Annotated in this window: 12 protein-coding genes; 3 read left to right on the top strand and 9 right to left on the bottom strand. The window is 70.4% G+C overall.

From position 1 onward, the window contains the following. A partial coding sequence (locus ACNFOC_RS41500; RefSeq protein WP_416964194.1) for a DUF6777 domain-containing protein occupies positions 1 to 1,152 on the bottom strand: 1,152 nt, incomplete at its 3' end. 135 nt (positions 1,153 to 1,287) lie between these two features. Here ACNFOC_RS41500 and ACNFOC_RS41495 point away from each other — a divergent pair. Further along, complete coding sequence (locus ACNFOC_RS41495) at positions 1,288 to 2,709, top strand: lipase maturation factor family protein (protein WP_416964193.1); 1,422 nt, start codon at positions 1,288 to 1,290, stop codon at positions 2,707 to 2,709. Here the strand turns inward: ACNFOC_RS41495 and ACNFOC_RS41490 are convergent. The 8 genes from ACNFOC_RS41490 to ACNFOC_RS41455 form a co-directional block, all read right to left on the bottom strand. Continuing rightward, positions 2,697 to 3,536 carry an amidohydrolase family protein gene (locus ACNFOC_RS41490; RefSeq protein WP_416964192.1) on the bottom strand — a complete coding sequence of 280 codons (840 nt, stop codon included), beginning with the start codon at positions 3,534 to 3,536 and terminating at the stop codon, positions 2,697 to 2,699. The genes ACNFOC_RS41495 and ACNFOC_RS41490 overlap by 13 nt on opposite strands. After that, complete coding sequence (locus tag ACNFOC_RS41485; protein WP_416964191.1) at positions 3,533 to 3,847, bottom strand: L-rhamnose mutarotase; 315 nt, start codon at positions 3,845 to 3,847, stop codon at positions 3,533 to 3,535. Before ACNFOC_RS41485 ends, ACNFOC_RS41490 begins: the two co-directional genes overlap by 4 nt. An 8-nt stretch (positions 3,848 to 3,855) precedes the next feature. Beyond that, positions 3,856 to 4,833, bottom strand: coding sequence for an aldo/keto reductase (locus ACNFOC_RS41480; protein ID WP_416964190.1), 978 nt, complete (start codon positions 4,831 to 4,833; stop codon positions 3,856 to 3,858). Beyond that, on the bottom strand, positions 4,830 to 5,585 hold the full coding sequence (locus ACNFOC_RS41475) for an SDR family NAD(P)-dependent oxidoreductase (protein ID WP_416964189.1): 756 nt from the start codon (positions 5,583 to 5,585) through the stop codon (positions 4,830 to 4,832). The genes ACNFOC_RS41480 and ACNFOC_RS41475 overlap by 4 nt, the downstream gene beginning before the upstream one ends. Beyond that, complete coding sequence (locus ACNFOC_RS41470; protein ID WP_416964188.1) at positions 5,582 to 6,922, bottom strand: L-fuconate dehydratase; 1,341 nt, start codon at positions 6,920 to 6,922, stop codon at positions 5,582 to 5,584. Before ACNFOC_RS41470 ends, ACNFOC_RS41475 begins: the two co-directional genes overlap by 4 nt. 61 nt (positions 6,923 to 6,983) lie before the next feature. Next, complete coding sequence (locus ACNFOC_RS41465) at positions 6,984 to 8,012, bottom strand: ABC transporter permease (RefSeq protein WP_416964187.1); 1,029 nt, start codon at positions 8,010 to 8,012, stop codon at positions 6,984 to 6,986. After that, on the bottom strand, positions 8,005 to 9,510 hold the full coding sequence (locus tag ACNFOC_RS41460) for a sugar ABC transporter ATP-binding protein (protein WP_416964186.1): 1,506 nt from the start codon (positions 9,508 to 9,510) through the stop codon (positions 8,005 to 8,007). Before ACNFOC_RS41460 ends, ACNFOC_RS41465 begins: the two co-directional genes overlap by 8 nt. After that, entirely contained in the window at positions 9,507 to 10,592 is a 1,086-nt protein-coding gene (locus ACNFOC_RS41455) for a sugar ABC transporter substrate-binding protein (RefSeq protein WP_416964185.1), read from the bottom strand. The genes ACNFOC_RS41460 and ACNFOC_RS41455 overlap by 4 nt, the downstream gene beginning before the upstream one ends. Before the next feature lie 163 nt (positions 10,593 to 10,755). Between ACNFOC_RS41455 and ACNFOC_RS41450 the strand changes: the two genes are divergently transcribed. Then, complete coding sequence (locus ACNFOC_RS41450) at positions 10,756 to 11,484, top strand: FadR/GntR family transcriptional regulator (protein ID WP_416964184.1); 729 nt, start codon at positions 10,756 to 10,758, stop codon at positions 11,482 to 11,484. Between the two features lie 100 nt (positions 11,485 to 11,584). Then, positions 11,585 to 11,974 (top strand): effector-associated constant component EACC1 (locus tag ACNFOC_RS41445; RefSeq protein ID WP_416964183.1); only part of this gene is annotated, 390 nt, incomplete at its 3' end.

Genomic DNA, 11,974 nt, shown 5'->3' with positions numbered 1-11,974 from the left:
CGTACGGGAGAGGGGGGATTCCGCGGAAGCCGTTGGGACGGTTGCCGCAGCGCTCAACGCCCTTTCGTTGCCTGCGGATCCGCCGGTCGCAGAGGCGGAGGTTGTCGCATCGTGCGGTCCGCTGCCGGGGGTGCGGCTACCGCCGGGGGACGCGCTCTCGTCGCCCGGGGAGGAGCTCTGCCCCTGACTCTCGCTCGGGCCCTGGCTAGAGCTCGGGCTCGGGGAGGTGCTCGCGCTGCTGCTAGGCGAGGGACTCGTATCGCCGGCTGAGGCGCTGGAGCCGCTGTCGTGCGGTCGCGGCGACGGACCCGTACGGGACGGTGTCGGCGTCGGCGTCCCGTGCGGCGGCCGGGGTACGGCGTGGTCGTGGTGGGGCCCGCGATGGCCGAGGGGCCGTTCGATCCAGGTGTTGTCGACGATGTTGATGATCGTGATGTTGGTGATCACCTGGGGCGCCGGGGTCACCACGACGACTCCGGCGGGCCGGAACCCGGACCAGGGCCGCCCGCCGTCCCCGAGCGCACCCTGACCGGCCACGCCCGCCTTGAGCGGGTTGCCGCAGGCGCAGCGGACCCGGGGCACGCCCCGGTTGTCGACGAGGACGGCGGTACCGGCCTGGAGCACCGACTGGAAGCCGGTCACCCGCGTGTCCCGGAACCCGTGGTTGGTGACCTGCGTGTCGGCGCGCAGCACGACCGAGGTGAGCCCGCGCAGATAGCCGGGGATCCCGCCCGGGGAGATCCCCTCGGCCTGCGCGAAGGCGCGGGCCTTGGCCTGGTCGCGGGTGAGGTAGGAGATCTGCCGCTCGACGTCACAACTGCCGGTCCGCGCGGTCCCGCCGTACAGACCGGGCGTGGCGCCGGAGACGGAGCGCGGACGGCCGTAGGGCGTGGACGCGGTCCCCGTGGGTGTCGCCTGCGGGGATGCCGACTTCCGAGGTGTCGACTGCGGCGTTCGGGTGACCCGTGGTGGGGCGCTCGGCGCTGTGGCCGTGGAGTCCGTGAAGGGGTCGGGGCCCTGTGCCGCGAGGGGCTGGAGGAAGACCTCGCCGCTCGACTTCGCGTCCTTGCCGCCGTCGCCGCCGCAGCCGGCGACGAGGAGCGTCGCCGAGAGCGCGCAGGCCGTGGCGATGGTTCCGGTGGATGTGCGCACCGTGTTCTCCCGCCTCAAGCCGGGTGATTCGCCACTATTGTCTGCTTCACTCACTTGGGTTACGCAACCGGAGGCATGAGACACGGAGGGTGAAGGTCCGCTCGGGCACGGCGAAGGAGAGAGGAGGGCACGGTCGTGGGCTGGTTCACCGCACCCGACTACTGGCTGAGCCGACTCGTCTTCCAGCGGGCCCTGGCCGGCGTCTACCTGATCGCGTTCCTCACGGCGGCCCGCCAGTTCCGCGCGCTGACCGGCGAACGCGGCATGCTGCCGGTCCCCCGCTTCCTCGCCCGGACGCCGTTCCGCCAGGCCCCGAGCGTCTTCCAACTCCACTACACGGACCGCTTCTTCGCGGCCTGCGCGTGGACGGGCTGCGCGGTGTCGGCGGCCCTCGTCGCCGGACTCGACTCCCGACTTCCGCTCTGGGGCGGGATGTTGCTGTGGCTCGTGCCGTGGGTGCTGTACCTGTCGATCGTCAACGTGGGCCAGACCTGGTACGCGTTCGGCTGGGAGTCACTGCTGCTGGAGGTCGGCTTCCTGGCCGTCTTCCTCGGCAACGACGAGGTGGCGCCACCGGTCGTGGTGCTGTTCCTGCTCCGCTGGATCCTGTTCCGGGTCGAGTTCGGCGCGGGTCTGATCAAACTGCGCGGCGACGCGTGCTGGCGGAAGCTGACCTGCCTGGACTTCCACCACGAGACGCAGCCGATGCCGGGCCCGCTGAGCTGGTTCTTCCACCACCTCCCCCGCCCCCTGCACCGGGTGGAGGTGGCCGCCAACCACGTCACCCAACTCCTCGTCCCCGTCCTGCTGTTCACCCCTCAGCCGATCGCGACCGCCGCCGCGTCCCTGATGATCGCGACCCAGTTGTGGCTGGTCCTGTCCGGCAACTTCTCCTGGCTGAACTGGATCACCATCGTGCTGGCCCTGTCGGCGGTCGAGTTCCCCCACACAGCGCCACCCGTACGCAACCCGCCCGTCTGGTACGAGGTCGTGGTCGTAGCGGTCGCCGCCCTGCTGCTCTGGCTCAGTCACCGCCCGGTCCGCAACATGGTCTCCCACCGCCAGATCATGAACCGCTCCTTCGACCCGCTCCATCTGGTCAATTCCTACGGCGCGTTCGGCACGGTCGGCCGTGTCCGCCACGAGGTGGTGCTCGAGGGCACGACGGACGCCGTACCCCGTGAGGACTCCGACTGGCGGGAGTACGAGCTCAGGGGCAAGCCGGGCGATCCTCGGCGCTGGCCGCGCCAGTTCGCCCCGTACCATCTGCGGCTGGACTGGATGATGTGGTTCGCCGCCCTCTCCCCCGGCTACGCCGACCCGTGGTTCGGCGCCCTGGTGGAACGCCTCCTGGAGAACGACCGGGACACGCTACGGCTGTTGCGCCGCTCCCCGTTCCCGCCCGACGCGCCCCCGCGGTACGTCCGGGCCCGGCTCTTCCGCTACCAGTACACGAGTTGGCGTGAGTTGAGGGAGACGGGCGCGTGCTGGGAGCGGACGTTCGTGCGGGAGTATCTGCCGCCGACGCGGTTGGCGGCAGATAGTCAGAGGCCGTAGACGCGGGTCGCGGTGCCCCCGAGGACCTCGGCGCGTTCGGCCGCGCTGAGATCGTCCGTCAACTCGCCCGCCGCGTCCGCGACTTGGCCGTACGTCGCCGCCAAGGTGCACACCGGCCAGTCGGAGCCGAACATCAGCCGGCTCGGGCCGAAGGCGTCGAGTGCGGTGTCCGCGTAGGGGTGCAGGTCCTCCGTACTCCAGGTCTTCCAGTCGGCCTCCGTGACCAGGCCGGACAGTTTGCAGTACGTGTTGGGGAGCGCGGCGAGGGAGCGGAGGGAGGTCGCCCAGGGCTCCAGTTGTCCCGAGGCGATGGGTGGTTTGCCCAAGTGGTCGAGGACGAAAGCGAGTTGGGGCAGGGAGGCGGCCACCTGCACGGCGGCCGGGAACTGGTGGGGCAGGACCAGCAGGTCGTAGACGAGTCCCGCGTCGGCGACGGCGGTGAGGCCTCGGCGTACGTCCGGGCGCAGCAGCCAGTTCGGGTCGGGCTCGCCCTGTACCTGGTGGCGGATGCCCTTCAGGTAGCGGCCGCCGGGGAGTTCGCGCAGGCGGGCCAGTTCGTCGGTGATGTCCGGGCGGGTCAGGTCGGTCCAGCCGACGACTCCGGCGATCAGGTCGTGCGTGTCGGCGAGGGCCAGGAACTCCGGGGTCTCCTCGGCGACGGTGATCGTCTGGACGAGGACGGTCCGGTCGACGCCGGCCGCCCGTGCCTCGGGTGCGAGGTCGGTGACGGTGAAGTCGCGGCGCAGCGGCTGGAGTTCGGGGCCGGTGATCCAGTCCTGGTCGTGGACCGAGAGGTCCCAGACGTGGTGGTGCGCGTCGACCGTCATGGCAGCTCCCATACGACGGGCAGGCCGGCGTCGGCGCCCTGGCCCGAGTAGTCGTGCACCACGCTGAGGAGCTGGGCCATGCGGGCCTGCCAGGCGACGTTCACCGGGAGCTGGTCCAACTCGGCGAGCAGGCGGGCGTAGTCGTCGCATTCCAGGACGTGGAAGAGGTCGGTGCCGCTGCGCCAGATCGTCCAGGAGGTGGCGCCGGCGGCGTGGATCGCGGCGGTGAGTTCCTTGGGGACCTCGCGGTGGGCGCTCTCGTACTCGGCGATGCGGTCGTCGCGGACCTTGGTGTGCAGGGCGACTCTCAAGACGGCTCCTAGGTAGGGACGGGGGCGTCCGTCGACAGGAGACCCGTGGCCCGCAGTTCCTGCCAGAACGCGGCCGGCACGGGGAGGGCGAACTGTTCGGCGCAGTCCCGCACTTCGGCCTCCGACCGGGCGCCGGCCAGGACACTCGCCACGGCCGGGTGGGCGGCGCAGAAGGCCAGGGCGGCGGCGCGCAGGGTGATGCCGTGGCGCTCGGCCACGGCCTTCATGCGCAAGGCGCGGTCCAGCAACTCCGCGGGCGCCTGGGCGTAGTTGTACGTCGCGTCCGGCTTCGGGTCGGCCAGCAGACCGGAGTTGAAGGCGCCGCCGATGACCACCGACCTGCCGCGTGCGACGGCGGCCGGGAGGAGTTCGGTGAGCGCGCTCTGGTCGAGCAGGGTGTAGCGGCCGGCGCACAACACGACGTCCACGTCGGTGTCCTGGACGAACCGGGTCAGCATCTCGGCCTGGTTCATGCCCGCGCCGATCGCCCCGACGACACCCTCCGCGCGGAGCTTCTCCAGGGCCGGATAGCCCTCGCGGAAGGCCTGTTCGGCGTGGTCGTCGGGGTCGTGGAGGTAGACGATGTCGACGCGGTCGAGGCCGAGCCGCTGCAAGCTGGCTTCCAGGGTCCGGCGAATCCCGTCTGCACTGAAGTCCCACACGCGGCGGGAGGTGGCCGGCACGGCGAACCCGTTGGCGAGGTCGTCGCCGGCCGTCGCCCCGACGGGTTCCAGCCTCCGTCCCACCTTGGTGGAGACCGCGTACGACGAGCGCGGGTACTCACGCAGGGCCGCGCCCAGGCGCCGCTCGGACAGTCCGAGGCCGTAGTGCGGTGCGGTGTCGAAGTAGCGAATCCCTTGCTGCCAGGCCGTGTTGACGGCCCGGTGGGCCTGCTCGTCGTCGACCTCGGTGTACAGGTTGGCGATCGCGGCGCCGCCGAAGCCCAGCCCGCTGACCTCGACCCCGCTCCCTCCGAGGGCGTTCACTGGCCCACCGGCCGCAGCCGCAGGCCCTGCATGCCGCCGTCCACGGCGAGTGACGTGCCGGTGGTGGCGCCGGACAGGGGGCTCGCCAAGTAGGCGATGGCGCCCGCGACTTCGGCCGCCGAGACGAGGCGGCCCGAGGGCTGGCGGGCGGCGAGGGCAGCGCGTTCGGCGGCCGGGTCGGGAGCGGAGTCGAGGAGGCGGCCGACCCAAGGGGTGTCCGCCGTACCGGGGTTGACGCAGTTGACGCGGACGCCCTCGCGGAGGTGGTCGGCGGCCATGGCGAGGGTGAGGGAGTACACGGCGCCCTTCGTGGCGCTGTACAGGGCGCGTTGGGGCAGTCCCGCCGTGGCCGCGATGGAGCAGGTGTTGACGATCGCCGCGTGGGAGGACTCGCGCAGGTGCGGGAGCGCGGCGCGGGCGACGCGGACCATGCCGATGACGTTGACGTTCAGGACGCGGTGCCACTCGTCGTCGTCGTTGTCCTCGACGGTGCCCTGGGCGCCGATGCCGGCGTTGTTGACGACCACGTCGAGTCCGCCGAGGTCGGCGACCGCGGCGGAGACGGCCTGTCGTACGGAGGCGTCGTCGGTGACGTCGGCGCGGTAGCCGAGCAGCGGCTTCTCGACGCCGGACGGGTCGAGGTCGAGCACGGCGACCGACGCTCCGCGTTCGGCGAGGAGTTCGGCGGTGGCCCGGCCGATGCCGGAGGCGCCGCCGGTGACCAGGGCCTTGAGTCCCTCGAAGTCGGTCATGCCGCGTGTCCCTTCTGGCGGTCGAGGTCGGCGGCCCAGAAGGTGCCGCCGGGGAACGTGTAGCGCGCAATGGACTCGGGCCGCATGGTGGCCGAGAAGCCGGGTGTGCTGGGTGCCATGTAGTGACCTTCGCGGATCAGCACCGGATCGAGGAAGTGGTCGTGCAGATGATCGACGTACTCAATGACGCGGTCGTCGGTGGTTCCGGCGACGGCGAGGTAGTCGAACATCGAGAGGTGCTGGACGAGTTCGCACAGTCCGACGCCGCCCGCGTGCGGGCAGACAGGGATGCCGAACTTGGCGGCGAGCAGCAGGATCGCGAGGTTCTCGTTGACACCGCCCACGCGGGCCGCGTCTATCTGGAGGACGTCGAGGGCACCGGCCTGGAGCAACTGCTTGAACACGATGCGGTTCTGGACATGCTCACCGGTGGCGACCTTCACCGGGGCGACGGCGGCGCGGATGGTGGCGTGGCCCAACACGTCGTCGGGGCTGGTGGGTTCCTCGATCCAGTACGGGTCGAACTCGGCGAGGGCCTTGGTCCAGCGGATCGCCTCGGCCACGTCCCAGCGCTGGTTGGCGTCGATCGCCATGCGGATGTCGGGTCCGACGACCGAACGGGCCACCCGGCAGCGGCGGATGTCGTCGTCGAGGTCGGCGCCGACCTTCAGCTTGATCTGCCGGAAGCCGTCCGCGACCGCCTGGGCGGCGAGCCGGGTGAGCTTCTCGTCGTCGTAGCCGAGCCAGCCGGCGGAGGTGGTGTAGGCGGGGAAGCCGCGCTCCAGCAGGATGTTCCTGCGGTCTCCGGCGCCCGCCTTCCCCCGGCGCAGGATGTCGAGGGCCTCGTCCGGGGTGAGCGCGTCCGTGATGTACCTGAAGTCGATCTGGCTGACGAGCCATTCGGGGTCGGCGTCGGCGAGGAGCTGCCACAGCGGTTTGCCGGCGCGCTTGGCGGTGAGGTCCCAGGCCGCGTTGATCACGGCGCCGATCGCCATGTGCATCACGCCCTTCTCGGGGCCCAGCCAGCGGAGTTGGCTGTCGCCGATCAGCTCGCGGTTCAACGTCCCCGGGTCCGCGCACAGTTCGTCGACCGGCCGGCCGATCACATGGTGGCGCAGCGCGTCGATCGCGGCGACCTGGACATCATTGCCCCGCCCGATGGTGAAGGAGAACCCGTGCCCCTCGTGCCCGTCGGCCGCGTCGGTGCGCAGCACGACGTACGCGGCCGAGTAGTCGGGGTCCGGGTTCATCGCGTCGGAGCCGTCGAGCTCGCGCGAGGTGGGGAAACGGATGTCGTAGGTGTCGACCGCGGTGATGCGGGCGGGGGTCGGGGACACGGAAGGCCTTTCGGTCGGGTACAGGGATCCGGTGCCGTGCGGGTGCCGGACGCCGGTGGGGTCAGTCCTGGGCGCGGCCCGTGGTGACGCGGGCGATCATGAGGGCGACCAGGATGATCCCGCCGTAGATGGCCTGGATCCAGAAGGACGGGACCTGGGCGAGGGTGAGGAGGTTCTGGACAACTCCCAGGAGGAGTACGCCCGTCAGGGCGCCGAACATGGTGCCCTTGCCGCCGTCGAGGCTGATGCCGCCGATGACCGCCGCCGCCATCACGGTGAAGATCATGTTGTTGCCCTGGTTGGCGCTGATCGCGCCGACGTAGCCGGTCTGCATGATGCCGCCCACCGAGGCGAGGACGCCGGCGACGACGGAGACGCCGAGGAGCATCCGGTCGACGCGGATGCCGGCCGCGCGGGCCGCCTCCTGGTTGCCGCCGATCGCGTACAGGGCGCGGCCGACGCGGTGGTACCTGAGCACGAACCCGGCGATCGCGAAGCAGACGGCGGCCAGCCACACCGACATCGGGACGTTCAGGAAGGTGCTGGTGGCCAGGGTGAAGAAGGAGTCGGGCATGCCGAACAGCGTCTTGCCCTTGGTGGCGCCGACCAGCAGTCCGCGCAGCACGATCAGCATGGCGAGGGTGACGATGAAGGCGTTGAGCTTGAGCTTCACCACGAGGATGCCGTTGAAGGCGCCGATGATCCCGCCCACGGCGAGGATCGCGACGAGGGCGAGCGGGGCCGACCATTCCGTGCCCCAGCCGGACTCGGCGGCCGGCAGGACCAGCAGGGCACCGATGGCGGGCGCGATGCCGACCACGGACTCCAGCGACAGGTCGATCTTGCCGGTGATGAGGATCAGCGACTCGGCGAGGACCACCATCGCGAGCGCGGCGGAGGCGCCCAGGATGGAGATCAGGTTCCGTTCGGTGAGGAACGAGTCGTTGACGATCGCACCGAGCACCAGGAGCACCAACAGGGCCGGTACGAGGGCGAGTTCACGGGCCCGGCGGAGCAGGACCGTGCGGGCCGAGCCCGCCCCGGTGGCGCGTGGGGCGGCGAGCGGCGGGGCCGCCTTGGTGTCAGCCATGGTCCACTCCTTCGATGGAGGCGATCAGCTCGTGGTCGCGCCAGCCCGCCGGGTGCTCGGCGACGACACGGCCGTGGAAGAGGACGAGGACGCGGTCGCAGCGCCGCAGGTCGTCGAGTTCGTCGGAGACGACGAGCACGGCGGTGCCGTCGTCGCGGGCGCTGTCCATGCGGGCGAGCAGTGACTCCTTGGACTTCACGTCGACGCCCGCGGTGGGGTTGATGAGGACCAGCAGCCTGGGGTCGGAGGCCAGTGCGCGGGCCATGACGACCTTCTGCGCGTTGCCGCCGGACAGGTCGGAGACGGGCTGTTCGGGGCCCTCGGTGTGGATGTCGAGCCGGTCGATCAGCTCGGTGGCGAACGCGCGCTTGCGGTCGGTGCCGACGAACCCGAAGCGGCCGAGCCGGTCCAGGACCGTCATGGTGGCGTTGTCCCCGATGGACATGCCGAAGACCAGCCCTTGTCCGTGCCGGTCACGCGGCACGCATCCGACACCGGCCTTGAGCGCGGCCTGCACATCCCCGAACGGCAGCTTCTCGCCGTCGAGTTGGGCGCTGCCGCCGGTCGGCGTGTACAGCCCGGTGAAGGACTCGGCCAGCTCGATCTTGCCGCTGCCGCTGGACCCGGCGAGTCCGACGACCTCACCCCGGCGGACGGTGAGATCGACGTTATCGTACGACTCGGAGGTGAGCCCTCGTGCGTCGAGGAGGACAGGTGCCGCTTCGTCCAACTCCCTTAGCTGCACCTCCAGTTCGGCGATGGACTCCCCCGCCATGGCCTCCACCAGGGCCCGGCGCGGAAGGTCGGCGACCGGTGCGGTCGTGATCCAGCGGGCGTCGCGCAGCACGGTGACGGTCTGGCACACCTCGTACACCTCCTGGAGGTGGTGCGAGATGAACAGGAAGGTGACGCCCGAATCCTGGAGGGCTCGCATGCGGGTGAAGAGCCGCTCGATCTCCCGGTTGTCGAGCTGGGCGGTCGGTTCGTCGAGGACGATAAACCGGGCGCCGAAGCTCAACGCCCTGGCGATCTCCACCATTTGGCGGTCCTCGACCTTGAGGTCGGCGGTGCGCGCCTCGGGATCGACGCGCACGTCCCAGGTGTCGAGGAGTTCGGCGGCCTCGGTGCGGAGCCGGCGCCAGCTGATGATGCCGCCCCGGGACTGCGGCTGCCGGTTGATGAAGAGGTTCTCGGCGACCGTCAACTCGGGTACGACGGTGGGCTTTTGATAGACACAGGCGACCTTGGAGCGCCAGGCGTCACGGTCGGTGAGCGGGGGCGCGGGCTCGCCGTCGAAGCGGACCGTGCCCTCGTCGGGGGCCTGGAGTCCGGTGAGGACGGTGACGAGGGTGGACTTGCCGGCGCCGTTGCGGCCGACGAGGGCGTGGGACTCGCCCGGCAGTACGGTGAGCCGGCCGTCGGCGAGGGCGACGGTGGGGCCGTACCGCTTGACGATTCCCGTCGCCTCCACCAGCGGGGTGGTCAGTGGGCTGCTCATTTGACCGTGTTGCCCCAGAGCTTGGGGTCGTCGACGTTGTCCTTGGTGACCAGGGGCGCGGGCAGCTGGTCCTCGAGGATGCCACTGGGCAGCTTGACGATCGTGGAGTCGTGGTCGGTGGGGCCGGGCTTGAAGGTCTTCCCCGCCATCGCGGCCTTGATGTAGTACATGCCGTACTTGGCGTAGGCGTCGGCCGGCTGGGACACGGTGGCGTCGATCTCGCCCTTGCGGATCGCGTCGAACTCCTGCGGGATGCCGTCGTTCGAGACGATCGTGATGTGCCCGGCCTGGCCCGCCGTCTTCAACAGGCCCTTGGACTTGAGGGTTTGCAGGGTGGGCGCGAGGTAGACGCCGCCCGCCTGCATGTAGATGCCCTTGATGTCGGGGTTGGCGTTGAGGAGCGTGTCGAGCTTGGAGGCCGCCGTGTCGGACTCCCACTTGGCGGGGATCTCCAGGACCTTGAGCTTCGGGTACTTCTTCTTGACGCAGGCCCTGAACGCCTCTGAGCGGTCACGGCCGTTGACCGAGGCGAGGTCGCCCATGATCTGTACGACCTTGCCGCTGGTGATGTGCGCCCCGAGGTACTCGCAGGCCTTCTCGCCGTACGCGACGTTGTCGGCGCGGACGACCATGGCGACCTTGCCCTTGTCGGGCGCGACATCGACGGCGACGACCGGCACGCCCTTGCGCTCGGCCTGGTCGAGGCCGGCTTCGATGGCGGCGCTGTCCAGCGGGGCTACGACCAGGCCCTTGACGCCCTGGTTCAGCTCGTTGTTGATGTCGGTGATCTGCTGCGAGGGGTCGCTGTTGGAGTTGACCGTCTTCAGTGCCTGGACACCTTCGGACTTGGCCATCTTCGGCACGTAGTCGTTGTACGACTGCCAGAACGGCGAGGTCAGCAGGGGCAGGATCACCCCGACCTTGCCCGTGCCGCCCCCGCCGGTACTGGACGCGCCGGTGTCTTTGGTGCTGCCGCACGCCGTGAGCGCGAGGGTGCCGCACGCGGCCGCCGCCGTCGCACGCACCGCCCACGCGGTCAGTCGTCTGCCTTGCCGTCCGTTCCGCACTGTGCTGCCGGCCATCTGTCGGGCTCCTCATCGAGCGTGTTCGAGCAGTTGCCGGAATATTTATCAGACCACTTCGGGGCTACAACACCCTCAGGAGTCAAATTTTCGCGGTTTCGAGCCGTAGTGGTCGGACCACATCCGTGACTAGACTGCGCGGACCGGCGACAGGAGGAGTGGCGTGGACGAGACCCTGCCGAGTGAGGCGGACCCGGTGGCCGCTCCGCCGAAGGGCACGGTGACGCAGCGCGCCATCGACTCGATCAAGGCGTTGATCGGCGAGGGCCGCCTTGAGCCGGGCCAGCGGCTGCCCACCGAGCGCGATCTCGCGGCCCAACTGGGCATCTCCCGCAGCTCGATGCGCGAGGCGATCCGCGCGCTCACGGTGCTCGGCGTCCTGGAGGCCCGGCACGGTTCGGGGATCTACGTCACGCAGTTGGAGGCCGGCGACCTGCTGGAGACCTTCGGTGTCGTCGCCGACCTCTCGCGCGGCCCGGGTCTGGTGGAGCTGCTGGAGGTCCGCCGCATCCTGGAGTCGACGGCGACGGCCCTGGCCGCGGCCCGCATCACGCCGGACCAGTTGGCCGAGGTCGAGAAACACCTCACGGCGATGAACGCCACCGACGACCCCGAGGAGATCCTCGCCCACGATCTCGCCTTCCACCGCGAGATCGCGGCGGCGGCCGGCAACGACACGATGGCCGCGATCCTGGAGGGCCTGTCGTCCCGGACGTTCCGGGCCCGGGTGTGGCGCGGCTACCAGGAGGAGGGCGCCTTCGCCCGCACCCGCCGCGAACACGCCGCGATCCACCGGGCGTTGGTGGCCCGCGACCCGGAGGCGGCCCGCGCGGCGGCGGCCTCGCACGTGGGCGAGGTGGAGGAGTGGCTCAGGACGCAGTTGGGATCCTGACCGTCACCCGTACGATCGAAGGACCGGCGAAAACCGCCTCGCGTCCGCCGCACGCGCCCTAGCATGACCGTCCCGTTCAGGGGGACGACGGCATCGGGGGATGGCGATGGACAGCGCGGTGGAAGTGGTCCTGTCCGTGACGAGTGAGGAGTCCGCGAACCAGCGGGCGACCGAACTCCGGGACCTGTGGGAGTACTTGACGGACCGTCCGGAACTGCGCGGACGCGTCACCAGGCACACGACGGACGAGTCGGAGACGGGCCGTCTCGGCCCGCTGACCGACGCGCTGATCGCCGCACTCGAACCGGGCGGCGCCTTCACGGTCCTCGCCGGAGCCGTCGTGGCCTGGATCAAGTTCCGGCCGCGCACCGAGTCCGTCAAGCTCAACGTGCGGCGCCCGGACGGCAGTTGCGTGGAGATCGAGCTGAAACGGCAGCAGGCCAAGGAGTACGACGCCGTCGACAAGATGGTCAAAGCGGCCCTCCAACCT

The organism is Streptomyces colwelliae, from assembly GCF_048158785.1.
Lineage (GTDB): Bacteria > Actinomycetota > Actinomycetes > Streptomycetales > Streptomycetaceae > Streptomyces.
Note: the sequence above shows the minus strand (reverse complement) of the source record. Positions and strands in the feature narration are given on the sequence as shown.

Bases quoted from the DNA above. Each gene is read 5' to 3' on its own strand.
- ACNFOC_RS41490 (WP_416964192.1), bottom strand. From the start codon at position 3,536: ATGACGGTCGACGCGCACCACCACGTCTGGGACCTCTCGGTCCACGAC.
- ACNFOC_RS41460 (WP_416964186.1), bottom strand. From the start codon at position 9,510: ATGAGCAGCCCACTGACCACCCCGCTGGTGGAGGCGACGGGAATCGTC.
- ACNFOC_RS41465 (WP_416964187.1), bottom strand. From the start codon at position 8,012: ATGGCTGACACCAAGGCGGCCCCGCCGCTCGCCGCCCCACGCGCCACC.
- ACNFOC_RS41475 (WP_416964189.1), bottom strand. From the start codon at position 5,585: ATGACCGACTTCGAGGGACTCAAGGCCCTGGTCACCGGCGGCGCCTCC.
- ACNFOC_RS41455 (WP_416964185.1), bottom strand. From the start codon at position 10,592: ATGGCCGGCAGCACAGTGCGGAACGGACGGCAAGGCAGACGACTGACC.